The sequence below is a fragment of the Pseudomonas sp. FP2309 genome (assembly GCF_030687575.1).
Lineage (GTDB): Bacteria > Pseudomonadota > Gammaproteobacteria > Pseudomonadales > Pseudomonadaceae > Aquipseudomonas.
In genome coordinates, this window is sequence record NZ_CP117439.1 from 2,388,754 (window position 1) to 2,405,994 (window position 17,241).

A 17,241-nucleotide genomic window follows, 5' to 3' on the forward strand; every position below is an offset into this window, starting at 1 on the left:
CGGGCGTTAAGTCAGGGTCGATGGCGGTGCGCAGGGCTCAGGCCAGGCTGTTGGCCTGGATCACTTTGCCGCGTTCCAGGCGGACCAATTGGTCGGCGACATCGAAGTAACGGTCGTCATGGCTGATGACGATGATGGTCTTGCCCAGGCGCTTGAGGTCGGGCAGCAGCTCGGTGTAGAAAATCCGGCGGAAGGTCGGGTCCTGATCGGCCGCCCATTCGTCGAACACCAGCACCGGGCGCTCTTCCAGCCAGGCATTGAGCAATGCCAGGCGCTTGCGCTGGCCGGTCGACAGGTCTGTGGTGGTAAAGGCGCCGTCGCGTACGCTGACCTTGTGCGCGATTTCCAGGCGCTCCAGGTACTGGTCGACATCGGCCGGCAGCTGTTTGCCGTGCTCGCCCTGCACCAGTTCGTCGAACAGGTAGTAGTCGGAAAAGATGGTGGTGAACAGTTGGCGATAATCGTCACGGCTGTGGGCATCGACGGCCTTGCCGTTGAGCATGATCTGCCCATGCTGGGGCGTGTAGAGGCCCAGCAGCAGTTTGATCATGGTGGTCTTGCCGCAGCCGTTTTCCCCGACGATAAACAGGATTTCGCCTTGCTCGATCGTCAAGTTCAGCGGGCCGAGCTTGAACGGTTCGAAACCCTCGACAGCCGGGAAGGCGTAGCTGACATCGCGCAGCTCAAGGCTGTGCACGCTTTGTTTCACATGGGGCAGGTCAACGATCAGCAGATGCGGTTCCGGTGAGGAAAACTGCTCCGACAGCTCGGCAATGCGTCGGAAAGCGATCTGCGCGCGACTGACGATCGGCAAGGTGCCGATCAGGTGTTCCAGCGGCCCTTTCATGTACAGCAGCACCAGCACGAAGCCACTCATGACTTTCTGATCGACGCTTGGCCAGAACGATTGCAGGGCCAGCGCCAGGCCGATCACCACGAAGAACAGCATCGAGCCCAAGGTCTTGGCGACCACGAAAATATTGATCGAGCGGATATGGGTGTCTCGGATCTTGTTCGCTGTGCCTTCGATGCGGTGGCTGAACATGCGAAAGCGTCGCGGACGATGAATGCGCAGCTCTTTGGCGCCGGCGTTCAGTGCGCTGTAGTGCTTCTGCAGTTCGTCTTCGGCTTCGCGGGCCGCGAAGAACCCCTTGATCCCCATTTGCCGCGCCAGGTACTGCACGGCGCTGCCGATGATGATCGCGAGGGTGGTCAGCAGGAACATTTCCCATGACAGCATCGCCAGGTAACCCAGGCAGCCGAGGGTCACGGTGAACGAGATCGCCAGCGGCGCGAAGTCGAAGGCGAAGTCGCTGATGGTGTTGACGTCGTGGGTCAATACCGGAATCAAACGGTGGGCCCGATAGCGTTCGATCTGTTCAACCGGCGCGCACAGCACCTTGGCGCCCAGGTCCTTGCGCAGGCGGGCGATCACGTGTTGGCCGACATAGTTGGTACCGATATCGGACACGATCGAGCTGACCAGGCCCAGTACGCAGAAACCGGCGAATGCCAGCACCATGCTGGAGTTGAGTCCACCCTCGGTGTGCAGGGTGGTGTTGATCGTGGCCAGCAGCGCGGTCACGCACAAACCGCCCAGAATGCCGAGGGCAATGGAGATGCTCAGCGTCACCCAATAAGGCTTGAGCAAACTGAGCACTTCTCGAAAGGCGCTGCGTGGTTTGGCAGTCATGTAAAACGTTCCTCGGCGTTTGGGGTTTTGCGGTGGGTCCGTGGTATCGAACCTTTATGGAACGAAAGGGCAGCCCCTGAATTTAGCGGTGAGTGTGCGATGCGCGGGGAAGGACGGGAGCCGGGAGGGGAGGGGTCAGACAGACCCCCGACGGCGCGGCCGTCGAGGGTGGGTGGGGTCAGAGGTCGCGTACGACGCGAAAGCCGATCCAGTCGCCGCGGGTTTCTACCCAGATGGTGTTGCGGTTGCCTGAACGCGAGAACACCGGCGCCTCGCCCCAGTCGTTGCCGCGAATCTGCCGGGCTTTGCAGTCGCCGTCGGCAATCCAGGCGCTGCCATCGGCGGGTGCGCCGACATAGTTCTTGTGCTCGCAGTCGGCGACGAACTCATAGACGTTGCCGTGCATGTCGTACATGCCGAAGGCGTTGGGCGGGTAGCTGCCGGCGGGTGAGCTGTAGCTGTAGCCATCGGTCGGGCCGTAGGTGTTGGCATGTTTGGCGATGCTGTACTGGCTGCCCTCATCGAACGGGAAGGGGAACGGGCCGGTCGAACCGGCGCGGGCCGCGTATTCGCGCTGGGCCTCACTGACCAGGTGGTACTTCTGGCCGGTCTTTTTCGACAGCCAGGCGACGTACTTTTCGGCATCCTCGATGCTCATGCACACCGCCGGCTGGCGGGGGGCTTGAGGGTAGCGCGGCTTGCTGGCGATACACTCGCGGCCGGGGCGCTCATCGCCATCGGCGATCTTCACGCCGCTCTGGCGCAGGTAGCTGTCCCACTCGCCGGCCGTTATGTGAAAGCGGCTCATGGCGAACGGTTTGGCGAAGGTCACCGGGTGCATCGGGCCCTCGTCGGGCTCGCGGCCGACTTCATCCTCCGGCGTGCCCATGGTGAAGGTGCCGGCGGGCAGCACGACCATTTCCGGACAGTCCTTGCAGTCCTTGAACACCTTGCCGGGTTCGGGCGCCGCCGCGTGGGCCAGGCCGGGCAACAGCGCGCCGCACAGGAGGGTCAGAAGCAGGGCTGTCAGGAGTTTCAGGTGAGTGACAGTGTTCATGCAGGTCTCTCGATCAAAGGAAAAAGGGCGCGTCAGACCTGTTTGCTGAGCAAGGTCATAAAGCGTTGGATTTCGCCGCTGTTGTTGAGCAGGCCGGGGGCGGTACGGATCACCGGGCCGGCGTCGCGGTCGACCGCGTCGATCACCACGCGGTTTTTCATCATGGCTGCGGCGAACCGGTCGCAGTCCTGGCCCTTGATCCGGAAGAAGGTAAAACCGGCCGACAGGTCAGGGCTCGCGGGGGTCACCATCTCAACCTTGGGGTGGTCCAGCAGCTGCTGTTTCAGCTCGCTGTTGAGCTGATGAATGCGCGCCTGCACCTGCGCCTTGCCCAACTGCAGGTGCAGTTTGAAGGCTTCATCCGCCGCCCAGCGATGCTCGAAGGCGTGGTAGCCGCCCGGCGTCATGGTGGTGGCGAAGTTGGTGTCTTCGGAGAAGGTCGGCACCAGGGGCGTCACGTCATTGTTCTGCGCCGAGCGCGCGCAGACGATGCCGGTGCCGCGCGGGCCGAACATCCACTTGTGGGTGCCGGCAATAAAGTAGTCGCAGTGCATGTCCGGGAAGTCGAGGTTTTCCACGCCGAAGCCGTGCACGCCATCGACCACATAGAGGATGCGGTCCTTGTCGTCACGCTGACGGTTGTGCTCATCCACCAACCTGCCGATCTCGCCTATCGGCAGCTTGACGCCGCTGCCGGACTGCACCCAGGTCATGCCCAGTACGCGGGTGTTGGGGCGGATACTGCGTTGGATGTTGCCGAGCACTTCGTCGACGGAGACCCGGTTGGCATCCTCGAACAGCGTTATCTTGCGCACTTGGGTGCCTTCTTTGCGCACGCGAAAATCCAGGCTGTATTGGGTGGCGTAGTGCTCGTGGGTGGTGGTCAGAATTTCCTGGTCCGGGCGCACCTGGATCCCGCCGTAGATCATCGCCAGGCCTTCGGAGGTGCTGCCGGTGAGGGCGATCTGCGCGGGTTGGGCCTTGAGGTAGCGCCCGGCCCATTCGCGCACCTGGCCTTCGCGTTTCCAGGTTTCCTCCAGGTCCCAGTCCATCGCCAGCCCAGGGTTGCGGTCGATTTGCAGCCGATAGCGCTCGATGGCTTCACGCACCGGTTTGGGGTGGGAGGTGACCAGGAAGTTGGAAAAATGCAGGTAGTCGGGGTCTTGGTTGAACAGCGATTTGAAGCGTGTCCATGGCGCCTGCGATGGCGCAGTCGGCGCCTGGGCAAAGGCGGCAGCGCCCAGGGGCAGGCTCGCGGCAAATACCCCGGCCTGCTTGAGAAATGTACGGCGGTCGGTCATGGCTTGCTTCACCGGTGATTAGCGGTTGGCCAAGGGCTTGGCGGATTGTTGGACCTGCTCCCATACCCGCAGGAAGTTGCCTCCCCACAGTTTGGCGATGTCGGCCTCGGAATAGCCGCGCTGGATCAGTTCGGCGGTGACGTTGCGTATTTCACCGACGTTGTTCCAGCCGTCGATGCCGCCGCCGTCATTGAAGTCCGAGGCGATGCCGACGTGGTCGATGCCGATCTTGCGCACGGTGTAGTCGATGGCGTCGCCCAGATCCTTGAGGGTGGCCTTGGGTTCTTTATCAAGGATGCCGTACAGCTCGCCGGCATACTGGCCGAACTTCTGCTCGGGCCAGGCCGCGATGATCGCGTCGCCCGGCATCAACGCCATCGCCAGGTTCGGCAAGGGGGGCAGGTCGAAGCGCGCGCGCAGGGCGTTGAGCTTGTTCTGGGTCGGCTGGCTCAAGGGCCGTAGATACGCCGGGAAGGCCACCACCTGCACCACGCCGCCACTGTTCTTGATCAGTTGCAGTTCCTTGTCGCTGAGGTTGCGCGGGATATCCACCGCTGCGCGCGGCGCCGAATGCGAGGCGACCATTGGTGTGCGGCTCAATTGTGCAACCTGCTCCAATGCCTTCGTCGACATCTGTGAGACATCGATGATCACCCCCAGGTCATTGAGGCGGTGCACGGCTTGCTTGCCGATCGCTGACAGCCCGTCGAGGGCATCCGGGGAGTCATTGAAAAACGGCAGCGGGCGCGACGAGTCGGACCAGGTGTTATTGCCGATGTAGCTGAAGCCGAACATGCGCATGCCGCGCGCGGCCCACAGGTCCAACTGGTTCAGGTCGTCGCCCAGTGGGTAGGCATTGAGCATGCTGATAAAAATCGCAAACTTGCCTTCGCCGTGCAGGCGCCGAAAGTCATCCGGTGTATAGGCGATGCCCACTTGATTGGGGAAATCGCGCACCATGCCGGAGATGATCCTGTAGCGCACTTCCTGCTCGTGGCGCGCTTCCTCGACAAAGCCTTCGGTGGGTCTGTGCGGCGCGTTGGGCCCGCTCCAGATTTCGGGCCAGCCGAAAATCGTCAGCGCGGCACCCGACAATCGGCCGCGCGCCGCTTTGGCCAGGTCGAATTGATCGCTGCCGTCCTTGTCGGCTTCCTTGCCGGCGGTGCCGAAGTCCAGGGGCACGGTGATATGGCTGTCGAACGACAGTAAGCGGTCCTGCAGTTCGTTGGCCTGTTTGATCACCGCCAGCGGGTAGCCGGCATTGCCTTTGAACAGATAATCCCAGGCCAGGAAACCAGCCCCGGCAGCGATGGCCAGTGCCAGCGGCAGGCCGATGTACAGCGCCTTTTTCGAACGTGGTTTTGTCATTGCCATCTCAGTCAGTTGAGGCCTTCGCTATCAGGGAAGAACGAGTGATGGGCGGCGAAATTTAGACCCTGGCGCCAGCCCGCTAAATTTCCCCGGCCTGCAAACGTTCTAGCTCTGATAAAACCGTTTCCTAAGGTAGACAATGACCATCTCTCGACGTGGGTTCATCGCAGGCCTGGCGCTGACCGGCGCTGCGGTGCCGGCTGCTTTCTATGCCCATCGCGAGTTGACGCGTGAAGAGTTTCCGATCACCCCCGGCGAAGCCACGGTGGAGCTGGCCGACACCACCGGCCAACACCTGGCCAACACCCTGCGCGGTGTCTGGAGCCTGCGCCTGGAAGGTCGCGACGCCGGCCTCAAGGGCCTGCCGCTGCAAGGCCTGGAGCTGATGCTCGATATTGCCCCCCGAGGCCGTGGCCTGCGGGGCTACCTGGACACCGCCGCCAACCTGCGTACCGAGGGTGAGCCGCGCTACCGCGTGCTCGGTGACCTGCTGACGGGCGAGGGGGCTTTGCTGTATTGGCGGCTGATCGATCGCGATTCGGTCGATGGCGTGCCTGCCTATGAGTTCAAGATGACCCTTGATGAGGTCTGGGCCGACTTTGGCAACGCTGGCAGCGGCACCCTCAGCGGACAGATCGTCGACATGGATCGGCCCCTGGCGATGACTGAGCGCGATAACCGTTTTATCGCCCACAAACAGCTGTTTCCCGAAGCACGCCAGCGCATTGGCCTCAACCCGACCCTGCTGGCCTGGCTGATCGCCCCGGAGCACCGCTTGTTTCACCAGCTGTGGCACGCCACCCGTGACCAGTGGCACAAGTTGTCCGAGGAAAAACGCGACGCTCTGCGTGGTATCGGCTGGCAACCCGGCCCGCGCGGGCAGGAGCGTGACGCGCGCGGTAAGCGCAAGGACCGTAACGGCTCGGGTATCGACTTCTTTTTTATGCACCGCCACATGCTCGGCGCCGCCCGTGCGATGCAGGACTTGCCGTCATGGCCGGCGTTCCCCGCGCCGCAACCGGCACTGGAGCGCGACCGCCTGGGTTTTGTGCGCTACTTCGACAACCACGACGGCTTTGCCTTGCCCCCCACCTGGTCTGCCCCGGACGACAGCGAGTACACCCAGTGGGTCAGCGATATCAAGGCGGCCGAGACCTACCACAGCAATTTCCAGGTGTGGGAATCCCAATACCGCGACCCGCGCTACCTGGCCCAGTTCACCTTGGGCCAGTTGGGGTCGCAGATGGAACTGGGTCTGCACGACTGGCTGCACATGCGCTGGGCCTCGGTGCCGCGCGACCCTTCCAACGGCGCGCCGGTGCCCATGGCGCGTGATCCGGCCGACTTCGCCGCGCGTTGGTATGCCGCCGAGAACGACTTCCTTGGCGACCCGTTTTCGTCCCACGTCAACCCGGTGTTCTGGCACTTCCACGGCTGGATCGACGACCGCATCGAAGACTGGTTCCGCGCCCACGAACGCTTCCACCCCGGCGAAGTGACGCGGCGGGAAATCAACGGTGTGGCCTGGTTCGCGCCGGGGCGCTGGGTGGAAATCGGCGACCCGTGGCTGGGTCCGGACACCCACGGCTGCAGCACCACGCCGGGGCTGCAGATGGGTAAATCCATGGAAATGGACCCGGAGACCATGAAACTCGCCTTGCGCATCACCTTTGGCGCCGATGACGACGCGCTGCAAGGCTTGTTCAGGCGCGTGCCGAAGCGGCCCTGGTATGCGCGGCATTTGAAGGTGAAGAAGGCCTGATCACGGTCAGGCCGCCGCTCGCGCGGCCTTCGCATCACCTCAGCGCATGCGCCGTTCTCACCCTCACTTTCGGCTGCGCCTGGGTGCATGTGGCCAGCGCCTGCTGCACATCCGCCAGCAGGTCGGCCACGTCTTCAAGGCCGACCGACAGCCGCACCAACCCTTCGCTGATGCCGTGGTGTGCGCGTTCTTCCGGGGTGTAAGTGGAGTGGGTCATGCTCGCGGGGTGCTGGGCCAGTGACTCGGCGTCGCCCAGGCTGACCGCGCGGGTGAACAGCTTAAGGGCATTCATGAAGCGTCGCCCGGCGTCGACCCCGCCCTTGAGCTCGAAGGCGAGCATGCCGCCGGCCTGGCTCATCTGGCGGGCCGCCAGTTCGTACTGGGGGAAACTGCGCAGGCCAGGGTAGGTCACCCACGCGACGGCCGGGTGCGCTTGCAAGGCTTCAGCCACCGCCTGGGCATTGCTGCAATGGCGGTCCATGCGCAGGGCCAGGGTCTTGAGGCCGCGCATCAACAGCGCAGCATCCTGGGGCGACATCACCGCGCCGGTCAGGTCCTTGAGGCCTTGCAAACGAATGCGCCGCGCCAGCGCTGCGTTGCTGACCGCGACGCCGGCGGTGATATCGCCATGACCGCTGAGGTATTTGGTGGCCGAGTGCACCACCACATCGACGCCGAGTTCCAAGGGGCGTTGCAGATAGGGCGTGCAATAGGTGTTGTCGACCACCACCGTCACATTCGGCTGTTGGTGGGCGAGGGCGGCCACGGCGGCGATATCCACCAGTTGCAGGGTGGGGTTGGCCGGGGTTTCGCAGTAGATCATGCGCGTGGCGGGGCTGAGCGCGGCCTGCACGGCGGCGAGGTCGCTGAGATCAACGTGGCGCACCTTGACGCCGAACTCGCCGATGCCATGGTGCAGCAAGGCGAAGGTACAGCCGTAGAGCGTCCGGCTGACGATCACTTCATCGCCTGGGCGCAGCAGGGTCCAGAGCGTCGCGGCAATCGCACCCATGCCGGAGCTGAAGGCCACGGCCGCCTCACCGTTTTCCAGGCTGGCCATACGGGTTTCCAGCAGCGCCAGGGTCGGGTTGGAAATGCGCGTATAAAAATGCCCGTCGGCGTCGCCGGCAAAACACGCGGCGCCATATTCGGCGGTGGGGAAGGCAAAGGTGGCCGAGAGATAGATTGGCGGCACCAGCGCACCGTGGTGGTCCTGGGGGTCGTAACCGTGGTGAATGGCACGGGTGGAAAAGCCGAACGCAGGGTGTTTAGTGTTCATGTCGGGCGCTCCTTATTTCCTACAATGCTATGCTCATAACCGTGGCTGATTCGTGCAAATGTTGCCGCTAAATCCCACGTCCTGGGATGAAAACACCCGAATAACAATGAACAGAGGCAAACCATGCCCATCATCCTGGATCGTACCGACAAGGCGTTACTGAACGCCCTGCAAAGCAACGCCCGTTTAACCGTGGCCGAACTGGCCGAGCGAGTCTCCCTGACCACTTCACCGTGCTGGCGCCGGGTGCGCCACCTGGAGGAGAGCGGCGTGATCAGCGGCTACCAGGCGATCCTGTCGCCCAAGGCGCTGGGCTATGGGGTCACGGCGTTTGTCAGCATCATGATGGAGAGCCACACCCAGGACATCGCCCGCGCGTTTGAGCAGCGCTTGTTGGAAATTCCGGAAATCGTGGCCTGCCACAACGTGTCGGGGCGCTACGATTTTTTGCTGGAAGTGGTGGCCAAAGACCTGGAATCGTTTGGCGAGTTTGCGCGGGAGGTGTTGCAGACGTTGCCTTGCGTCAAAGAGATTTATTCGAGTTTTTCCTATAAGTCGATGAGGCCGTTGCGGGTGCTTGCGCTGCCTGCTTGAGGGTGTCACGGCGCTTAGCCAGACAGCACGTACATCCAATTTTCCCGGTGCCATCCCCGCCACACTCCCCTCATCGCTGACACATCAAGGCAGAGGGGGCACCCCATGGACCCAGCAGCAAAAACAGGGCCTGACGAAGTCGTTACCCTGGTGGTCAAACACCTGATCAAACCAGGCCTGGAAGCCGATTACGAAGCCTGGCTGCGGCGCATCGTACGCATCGCCGGCGAGCGCCCCGGTCATCTGGGTGTGGACGTGGTGCGCAGTCAACAGAACTCCCTGGCGCTGTTCACTTGCGTGCTGCGCTACCGCTCCACCGACGACTTGGAAACCTGGCTCGATTCCCCCGAGCGTAAAAGCCTGATCGCAGAAGCGGCGCCCATGCTGGCCGATGGCGACAACACCGAAATCGGCGCGGTCAACGAGTTCTGGTTCAGCCCGGCGCTGGAGACCAGCGCCAAGCCACCGCGCTGGAAGCAAGCGGTGGTGACCTTGTTCGTCATCCTGCCGCTGACTCTGTTGGTGCCCATCGTGTGGGGCCCGGTCCTGCGCTTGCATCCCTTCCTGTCCAACTACGTGGTCGCGACCTTTCTGGTCACCCTGACCATCGTCCTGCTGGTGGTCTACCTGCTGATGCCGGCCGCCACCCGCCTGTTCGCTCCCTGGCTTGAAGCCTCTGTAAAGGAAACCCTATGAACGCTGATCTGATTCTGTTCAATGGCCAATTCCACACCGTGGACCGTGAAAACCCGCGCGCCACCGCCGTGGCCATCCACCAGGGCCGTTTCGTTGCGGTCGGCACCGACGCACAAGCCATGGCCCTGAAGGGCAGTGGCACCCAGGTCATCGACCTGAAGGGGCGCACGGTGATCCCCGGCCTCAACGACTCGCACCTGCACCTGATCCGTGGCGGGCTGAACTACAACCTTGAACTGCGCTGGGAAGGCGTGCCATCTCTGGCCGATGCGCTGCGCATGCTCAAGGACCAGGCCGACCGCACGCCCACGCCGCAATGGGTGCGCGTGGTCGGCGGCTGGAACGAATTCCAGTTCGCCGAAAAGCGCATGCCGACCCTGGAGGAACTCAATCAGGCCGCCCCGGACACGCCGGTGTTCGTGCTGCACCTGTATGACCGCGCCTTGCTCAACCGTGCCGCCCTGCGCGTGGCCGGTTACACCAAGGACACGCCGAATCCGCCGGGCGGCGAGATTGTGCGCGACAGTCACGGCAACCCCACCGGCATGCTGGTGGCGCGGCCCAACGCGATGATTCTGTATTCGACCCTGGCCAAGGGCCCGAAACTGCCGTTGGAGTACCAGGTCAACTCGACCCGTCAGTTCATGCGCGAACTCAATCGCCTGGGCCTGACCAGCGCCATCGACGCCGGCGGTGGTTTCCAGAATTACCCCGATGACTACGCGGTGATCGAGCAACTGGCCAGGGAAGAACAGTTGACGGTGCGTATCGCCTACAACCTGTTCACCCAAAAGCCCAAGGAAGAACTCAGCGACTTCAAAAACTGGACCGGCAGCGTCACCCTGCATCAGGGCGATGACTACCTGCGTCACAACGGCGCCGGCGAGATGCTGGTGTTCTCGGCGGCGGATTTCGAAGACTTCCTGGAGCCGCGTCCGGACCTGCCGTTGACCATGGAGCAGGAGCTGGAACCGGTGGTGCGCCACCTGGTGGAGCAGCGCTGGCCGTTCCGCCTGCACGCCACGTACAACGAATCCATTTCGCGCATGCTCGACGTGTTCGAGAAGGTCAACCGCGACATTCCGTTCAACGGCCTGCCGTGGTTCTTCGACCACGCCGAGACGATCACGCCGCACAACATCGAGCGCGTGCGTGCCCTGGGCGGCGGTATCGCGATCCAGGATCGCATGGCGTTCCAGGGCGAGTACTTTGTTGAGCGTTACGGCGCCAAGGCCGCCGAAGCCACGCCACCGATCAAGCGCATGCTCGCCGAAGGCGTGCCGGTGGGGGCGGGCACCGACGCCACGCGGGTGTCGAGCTACAACCCGTGGACCTCGTTGTACTGGATGGTCAGCGGCCGCACCGTCGGCGGTCTGGAGCTGCATGCCGAAGGGTTGCCGCGCCTCACCGCGCTGGAGTTGTTCACCCACGGCAGCGCGTGGTTCTCGTCGGAGCAGGGCAAGAAGGGCCAGATCAAGGTCGGCCAATTGGCTGACCTCGCCGCGCTGTCGGCGGATTTTTTCAGCGTCGATGAAGAGGCCATCAAGTGGATCGAGTCGGTGCTGACCGTGGTCGGCGGCAAGGTGGTGTACGGCGCCGGCGACTTCGACGATTACGCGCCACCGCGGGTGCCGGTTTTGCCGGACTGGTCACCGGTGGTCAAGGTGCCGGGCCACTGGCGTCCGAGCTCGCCGATGCAGGCTCAGGTTCACCACTGCAGTGGCCCCTGTGGCGTGCATTCCCATAGCCATGAGAAAGCGCGCCTTTGCAGCGTGCCGGTCAGCGACTTCCAGGGTTTCTGGGGCGCGTTCGGCTGCTCGTGCTTTGCCTTTTAAAACCCCCAAAGGAGTTAACCCATGACGTACAAACGCTTGAACAAAGACGATGCGGTCGTCCTGTTGGTCGATCACCAGACTGGCCTGATCTCTCTGGTCCAGGATTTCTCCCCCAACGAGTTCAAGAACAACGTGTTGGCCCTGGCCGACGTGGCCAAGTTCTTCAACCTGCCGACCATCCTCACCACCAGCTTTGAAAGCGGCCCCAACGGTCCTTTGGTGCCCGAGCTCAAAGAGCTGTTCCCGGACGCGCCGTACATCCCGCGCCCAGGCCAGATCAACGCGTGGGACAACGAAGACTTCGTCAAGGCCGTCAAGGCGACCGGCCGCAAGCAGATCATCATTGCCGGTGTGGTGACGGACGTGTGCGTCGCGTTCCCGACCCTGTGCGCCCTCAGCGAAGGCTTTGAAGTGTTCGTGGTCACCGACGCCTCGGGCACCTTCAACGAAACCGTGCAACAGGCCGCCTGGGCACGCATGACCGCCGCCGGCGCGCAACTGGTGAACTGGTTCTCGGTGGCCTGCGAGCTGCAGGTCGACTGGCGCAATGATATGGAAGGCCTGGCCAACCTGCTGTCGCCGCGCATTCCCAACTACCGCAACCTGATGAACAGCTACTCGGCGTTCACCGGCAAATAACCTGCTCTCAACCTGCAGGTAACCCTGTGTGGGAGGGGGGCAAGCTCCTTCCCACATTTTAGATTTGTGGTGTTGCGACCGTCCGGTTATAAAACACGCTATCGTCCACCGAGAAGCGACAATGAACCCCTTCGAAGACATGCGCCTGTTCTGCCAGGTCATGGAGTCCGGCAGCTTCACCGCCGCCGCCGAGCAACTGGGCCTGTCCAAGCAATTTGTCAGCCGCCGCCTGATCCAACTGGAAGACCGCCTCGGCGTGCGCCTGCTCAACCGCTCCACGCGACGCCTGGACGTCACGCCCCTGGGGCAGAGTTATTACGAGTCCGCCTTGCGCCTGCTCGGTGAAGTCGAGCAAGTGGAACAGGGCATCGCCGGCCAAAACAGCGAACCGCGCGGCACCATCCGCCTCAGCGCGCCTTTGTCGTTCGCCATGGCGCACCTGGGGTGCCTGTTGCCGCTGTTCCTGCAGCGCCATCCCCAGGTGTCGGTGGAAGTCGACCTCAGCGACCGTCCGGTGGATCTGATCGGCGAGGGCTACGACCTGGTGCTGCGCATCGGCACTCTGGAAGACTCCACCCTCATTGCCCGACGCATCGCCAGCGTCGAACGTGTGTATTGCGCCAGCCCCGACTACCTGGCCGCGCGAGGCACGCCGCTCAAACCCGAAGACCTCGCCGAACACGACTGCCTGCCTTACGGGCATGGGCGCCAGGTGCAATGGCGTTTCAAGGGCAAGTTGCAAGCGTTGAACGTCAGCGGCCGTATGCGCGTCAACAACGGCGAACTGCTGCGCGACACCGCCATTGCCGGCCTGGGGGTCACCTACCTGCCGACCTTCATCGTGGGCGACGCGCTGAAGGACGGTCGCCTGGTCACGCTGCTCGATGATTTCGCGCCAGAGGCGCTGACCCTGTCGGCGGTGTACCCCCAGCATCGGCAAAGTTCACGGCCGGTGCAGGCCTTGGTGGAGTTTTTGCGCGAACGCCTGGCTAGCGGCTGCTGACTGGTCTGACGGTTGCCCGTCCAGCGTCGTGGCTGTCAAGGCTGACCTTGGATAACGTTGTTTTCTGCGCGGGGCTGAGGTCTGATGAGCGCCGAAAACAGCACCTCGAAGGTTGGGCATTCATGCGGGCAGAACTTGCGCAATATGGCGGTATTACCGTGATGATTCCGGCCGCCGTGATGATTGCTGTCTGGTTATGGTATTCCACGCCGTGGGCACTTCGAGCCTGGGTTATCACGATCGGGGTTACGTATTCGATAGTGGCGGCCAGCAAGTTGCTGTTCAAAGGCTGGGGTGTGTCGTTTCAATACGCAGATATTGCGGTCATAAGCGGGCATGCCATGAACACCTGTTTAATGGTGACGGTGGCCAGCAGTCTGGCAGTGCGCCAGTTCAATTTAGCGTGGCGCTGGCCGGCGGCGTCAGTGGGGTCGCTGATCAGCGTCGGGTTCAGCGCTTATTGTGTCGCGCCTTATATACATCCGCTGAATGAAGCCCTGGCCGGTGCCGCACTGGGGACGGTGGCAGCGCTTGCCTTTCTGTGGCGCATCGACGCGGCGAACATCAAGGTGTCTCCCGCGTTCATGGGCGCTGGGCTGGTATTTTTGCTGGTCTGTGCGCTGGTGCCCAAATACAACGCCGAGCTGTTGCTCAACCGCGTTGCCCTGGGCCTTTCAGGCGCCGAGACGGCCCATCAGGCACCTGCCTGGCGCCTGGAAACCTCCCATGGCAGCGCCGCAACCCCCTGACACGCTCATGACCGCCCCTGCGTTCGACCAATATTGGCCAGCAACTCGGCGGTCTTGACCTGCATGAACTGGCTGTCGCCACGGCTCTCCACGCACAGGCACACCGACAGCGCATCACTGACCTTCAGCTTGAAACGCCAGTCGGCAAAGACCATCGACAGGCCGGCGCCGCTCTCATTGCTGTCCAGGGAATTGTCGGCGTACAGCACCTGCATGTGCTCCACGACACGGCTCGAGTTGCTCACCTCGACATGAATATTTCCCGAAGAAGGAAAGAGGCCAATACGCTCTATCAATAACTTTGACGTGTTCATGGCCGTTCCCTTGTTATTGCACTCAGGCGGCACTTTATTATGCGAAGGGGGAAAAGTACTCGAATGTTATTTTTAGTCGGGTACTGCACGGGTTGTTATTTTTTGTCTTGCGCGATAGATGGTCGATGTTTAAGGGCTGTGAGCATAATTGTCCCGTCGTTAGTTGTTGGTATTTAAATAAGGTCATCCCTTTTGCCGAAGAATAAGTGTGCGGTGCGTGGGAGGTTGCCTTGTTCAAAAACATATTGATTGTGTGCATTGGCAATATCTGCCGCAGCCCTATGGCAGAACAGTTATTGCGTGCCGCGCTGGCGTCCTCCGGGATCGCTGTGCGTTCGGCGGGTTTGGCGGCCTTGCGTGATCAGCCGCTGGAATCCACGGCCGGGCAGGTGCTGCACGAGCACGGGCATGTGCCCCAGGGGCACAGGGCACGGCAACTCAGCGCCGAGGCAGTGAGCGAAGCCGACCTGATCCTGGTGATGGAGCAGCGGCATATCGACGGCGTGCTCGACCTCGCCCCCGAGGCACGGGGCAAGGTGTTCCTGCTGGGTAAGTGGCAGCACGACCGCGAAATCACCGACCCCTATCGCCAGGGCAAGCCGGCCTTTGTGCAGACCTATGCGTTGATCGAACAGGCGGTGCAGGCCTGGGCCCAGCGTCTGGCGCGCTGAAGTTCCCTCTTTAAACGATTGCAAGGACGAAGACGCGATTTATGTATTCACCCCAGAACGCTGCTCCGGACAGTCCCCACCGTGACGAGATCGACGTGCTCGGCATGCTCGGTACCCTGATCGATCACAAATGGCTGATCGCCGGGGTTACAGGCACCTGTATGGTGATTGGCGCGGCTTACGCGATCCTGGCGGCACCGGTGTATCAGGCGAACGCGTTGATCCAGGTGGAGCCGAAGAAGAACGACATGCTCGGCTTCTCCGACGTCAGCAGCCTGCTCGGCAAGGAGTCGCCGGCGGTGACCGAGATCGAGTTGATCAAGTCGCGCACGATTATCGGCAAGACCGTTGACACACTGGCACTGGATCTAACTATCACCCCCCAGCGCTTTCCGCTGATCGGTGGCTTCCTGGCGCGGCGTTATGTGCCGGAACACGATGGCGGTATCGCGCCGCCGTTGTTCGGCTTCAGCCGCTGGTCGGCGGGGGGCGAGCGTCTGGCACTGAGTACATTGAACCTGCCGGCCGCGCTGCTCGGAACAGACCTGATGCTGGTGGCCGGTGAGGCACAGACCTACCGCTTGTTTGATGAGGACGGCCGGGAGATCGCCGCGGGTAGTGTCGGCGAGGTGTTTTCTGGCGCCGGCGTGGAGGTGCTGATCAAAGAACTGCGGGCCAACCCCGGTGCGCATTTCAAGATTGTGCGCAAGCCGCGCCTGGATGCGGTGGCTGATTATCAGGACCTGCTGACCGTGATTGAGCGCGGCAAGGAGTCCGGAATCATCAGCCTGTCTCTGGAGAGCACGCGCCCGGCTCTGGCCATTCGCACGCTCAATGAGATTTCCAACCTCTACGTGAAGCAGAACGTCGACCGCACTTCGGCCGAGGCGGCGCAGAGCCTGTCGTTCCTTAATGACCAGTTGCCCCAGGTGCGCCGCGACCTGGAGAAGGCCGAAAACGCCTTGAACCGCTTTCAGACCCGCAGCAAATCCATTGACATCAGCCTGGAGGCCAAAGCAGTGCTCGACCAGGTGGTGGCCCTGGACACAGGCATCTCCGAACTCAAGCTGCAACAGGCCGAGATGGACCGTAAGTTCACCCCCCAGCACCCGGCGTACCGCGCCCTGCTCGCCAAGCTCGCTGAGCTCAACGCCAAGCAGGCGCAAATGACCCGGCGGGTCGAAGGTTTGCCCAGTACTCAACAGGAATTGCTCAGCCTGACCCGCGACGTGCAGGTGGGCACCGAGATCTATACGCAGTTACTCAACCGCTCCCAGGAGCTGGACGTGATGCGCGCGGGCACTGTGGGCAACGTGCGCCTGATCGACAGCGCCGACGCCAATCTCAGCAAACCGGTGGCGCCGCGCAAAGCGATTGTGGTGCTGCTGGCGATGCTGCTGGGCGGCATGCTTTCGGTGGGCCTGGTGCTGGTGCGCAGCCTGCTCAATCGGGGCATGGAAAGCCCGGACGATATCGAGAAACTCGGGCTGCCGGTATACGCGTCGATTCCCTTCAGCCTGCTGCAAAAGGCGGAGGAGGCCAATGCCCTCAAACACCGCTCTGGCGCTGCGAGGTTGCTGGCGGTCAACCACCCCCATGACTTGGTGATGGAGGCCATGCGCAGCCTGCGCACCAGCTTGCACTTCGCCATGCTCGAGGCCAAAAACAACCGTTTGATGATCACCGGCCCCAGCCCCGAAGTGGGCAAGACCTTTGTTTCGGCCAACCTTGCCGCCATCGTTGCGCAGTCGGGCCAGCGGGTGCTGTTGATCGATGCCGACATGCGCAAAGGCTACTTGCACAAAATGCTTGGCCAAGCGGTGGAGGTGGGGTTGTCGGACCTGCTGGTCAAGCGCTGTGATGTGCACGAGGCGATTCACCCGACCACTGTGGAGCGTTTCGATTTCATCGGTCGCGGGCAGATTCCGCCCAACCCGTCGGAACTGCTGATGCACCCCAATTTTGCCGCATTGCTGGCGCAGGTCAGCGAGCATTACGACTTGGTAATCATCGACACGCCGCCATTGCTGGCGGTGACCGACGCCGCGATTATCGGGCGCCAGGCCGGGACCAGTCTGTTGGTGACGCGGTTCGGGGTGAACTCGGCGAAGGAAATCGAGCTGACCCTGCGCCGCTTCCATCAGAACGGTATCGAACTCAAGGGCGCAATCTTCAATGGCGTGGAAAAGCGCCGTTCCGCCAGCTACGGCTATGGCGACTACGGCTATTACAGCTACGCCTACCAGTCCGACAAGGCTTGATGAGGGTGAACAAGGT

Annotated in this window: 15 protein-coding genes; 9 read left to right on the forward strand and 6 right to left on the reverse strand. The window is 62.4% G+C overall.

From position 1 onward, the window contains the following. Positions 1-37: 37 nt before the first annotated feature. The 4 genes from PSH59_RS10900 to pvdM form a co-directional block, all read right to left on the reverse strand. The gene (locus tag PSH59_RS10900; protein WP_305395027.1) at positions 38-1,693 is read right to left on the reverse strand and encodes a cyclic peptide export ABC transporter; all 1,656 of its coding nucleotides are present in this window, start codon (positions 1,691-1,693) and stop codon (positions 38-40) included. Positions 1,694-1,871: 178 nt separating this feature from the next. Further along, the gene (locus tag PSH59_RS10905; protein ID WP_248082817.1) at positions 1,872-2,750 is read right to left on the reverse strand and encodes a formylglycine-generating enzyme family protein; all 879 of its coding nucleotides are present in this window, start codon (positions 2,748-2,750) and stop codon (positions 1,872-1,874) included. Between the two features lie 32 nt (positions 2,751-2,782). Further along, a complete protein-coding gene (locus PSH59_RS10910; RefSeq protein ID WP_305395028.1) occupies positions 2,783-4,051 on the reverse strand; it encodes an aminotransferase class V-fold PLP-dependent enzyme in 1,269 nt (422 codons plus the stop codon). An 18-nt stretch (positions 4,052-4,069) separates the two neighbouring features. Next, positions 4,070-5,419: a pyoverdine-tailoring dipeptidase-like protein PvdM gene (gene pvdM / locus PSH59_RS10915; RefSeq protein ID WP_305395029.1), complete on the reverse strand. Its 1,350-nt coding sequence runs from the start codon at positions 5,417-5,419 to the stop codon at positions 4,070-4,072. A 142-nt stretch (positions 5,420-5,561) separates the two neighbouring features. Between pvdM and PSH59_RS10920 the strand changes: the two genes are divergently transcribed. After that, positions 5,562-7,184, forward strand: coding sequence for a PvdJ/PvdD/PvdP-like protein (locus tag PSH59_RS10920; protein ID WP_305395030.1), 1,623 nt, complete (start codon positions 5,562-5,564; stop codon positions 7,182-7,184). A gap of 34 nt (positions 7,185-7,218) precedes the next feature. Here PSH59_RS10920 and PSH59_RS10925 read toward each other — a convergent pair whose 3' ends face one another. Beyond that, on the reverse strand, positions 7,219-8,463 hold the full coding sequence (locus PSH59_RS10925; protein WP_305395031.1) for a methionine gamma-lyase: 1,245 nt from the start codon (positions 8,461-8,463) through the stop codon (positions 7,219-7,221). Between the two features lie 123 nt (positions 8,464-8,586). On the opposite strand from PSH59_RS10925, the gene PSH59_RS10930 reads away from it, so the two are divergent. From PSH59_RS10930 to PSH59_RS10955, 6 genes are all read left to right on the forward strand, one after another. Beyond that, on the forward strand, positions 8,587-9,057 hold the full coding sequence (locus PSH59_RS10930) for an Lrp/AsnC family transcriptional regulator (protein WP_248082803.1): 471 nt from the start codon (positions 8,587-8,589) through the stop codon (positions 9,055-9,057). Between the two features lie 105 nt (positions 9,058-9,162). After that, positions 9,163-9,753 (forward strand): antibiotic biosynthesis monooxygenase, encoded by a 591-nt coding sequence (locus PSH59_RS10935; RefSeq protein WP_305395032.1) that lies wholly within the window; start codon positions 9,163-9,165, stop codon positions 9,751-9,753. Next, complete coding sequence (locus tag PSH59_RS10940) at positions 9,750-11,588, forward strand: amidohydrolase (protein ID WP_305395033.1); 1,839 nt, start codon at positions 9,750-9,752, stop codon at positions 11,586-11,588. Before PSH59_RS10935 ends, PSH59_RS10940 begins: the two co-directional genes overlap by 4 nt. 21 nt (positions 11,589-11,609) lie before the next feature. Continuing rightward, positions 11,610-12,227, forward strand: coding sequence for an isochorismate family cysteine hydrolase YcaC (gene ycaC / locus PSH59_RS10945; RefSeq protein ID WP_305395034.1), 618 nt, complete (start codon positions 11,610-11,612; stop codon positions 12,225-12,227). A 121-nt stretch (positions 12,228-12,348) separates the two neighbouring features. Then, positions 12,349-13,230 carry a LysR family transcriptional regulator gene (locus tag PSH59_RS10950; RefSeq protein WP_248082798.1) on the forward strand — a complete coding sequence of 294 codons (882 nt, stop codon included), beginning with the start codon at positions 12,349-12,351 and terminating at the stop codon, positions 13,228-13,230. Between the two features lie 47 nt (positions 13,231-13,277). After that, positions 13,278-13,979, forward strand: a complete 702-nt coding sequence (locus PSH59_RS10955; protein WP_305395035.1) for a hypothetical protein — start codon at positions 13,278-13,280, stop codon at positions 13,977-13,979. Between the two features lie 5 nt (positions 13,980-13,984). Here the strand turns inward: PSH59_RS10955 and PSH59_RS10960 are convergent, their stop codons facing one another. Next, the gene (locus PSH59_RS10960; RefSeq protein WP_305395036.1) at positions 13,985-14,293 is read right to left on the reverse strand and encodes a phosphomannomutase; all 309 of its coding nucleotides are present in this window, start codon (positions 14,291-14,293) and stop codon (positions 13,985-13,987) included. Between the two features lie 230 nt (positions 14,294-14,523). Between PSH59_RS10960 and PSH59_RS10965 the strand changes: the two genes are divergently transcribed. After that, positions 14,524-14,964: a low molecular weight protein-tyrosine-phosphatase gene (locus tag PSH59_RS10965; RefSeq protein WP_248082787.1), complete on the forward strand. Its 441-nt coding sequence runs from the start codon at positions 14,524-14,526 to the stop codon at positions 14,962-14,964. A gap of 41 nt (positions 14,965-15,005) precedes the next feature. Then, positions 15,006-17,225, forward strand: coding sequence for a polysaccharide biosynthesis tyrosine autokinase (locus tag PSH59_RS10970; protein WP_248082785.1), 2,220 nt, complete (start codon positions 15,006-15,008; stop codon positions 17,223-17,225). Positions 17,226-17,241: the final 16 nt, after the last annotated feature.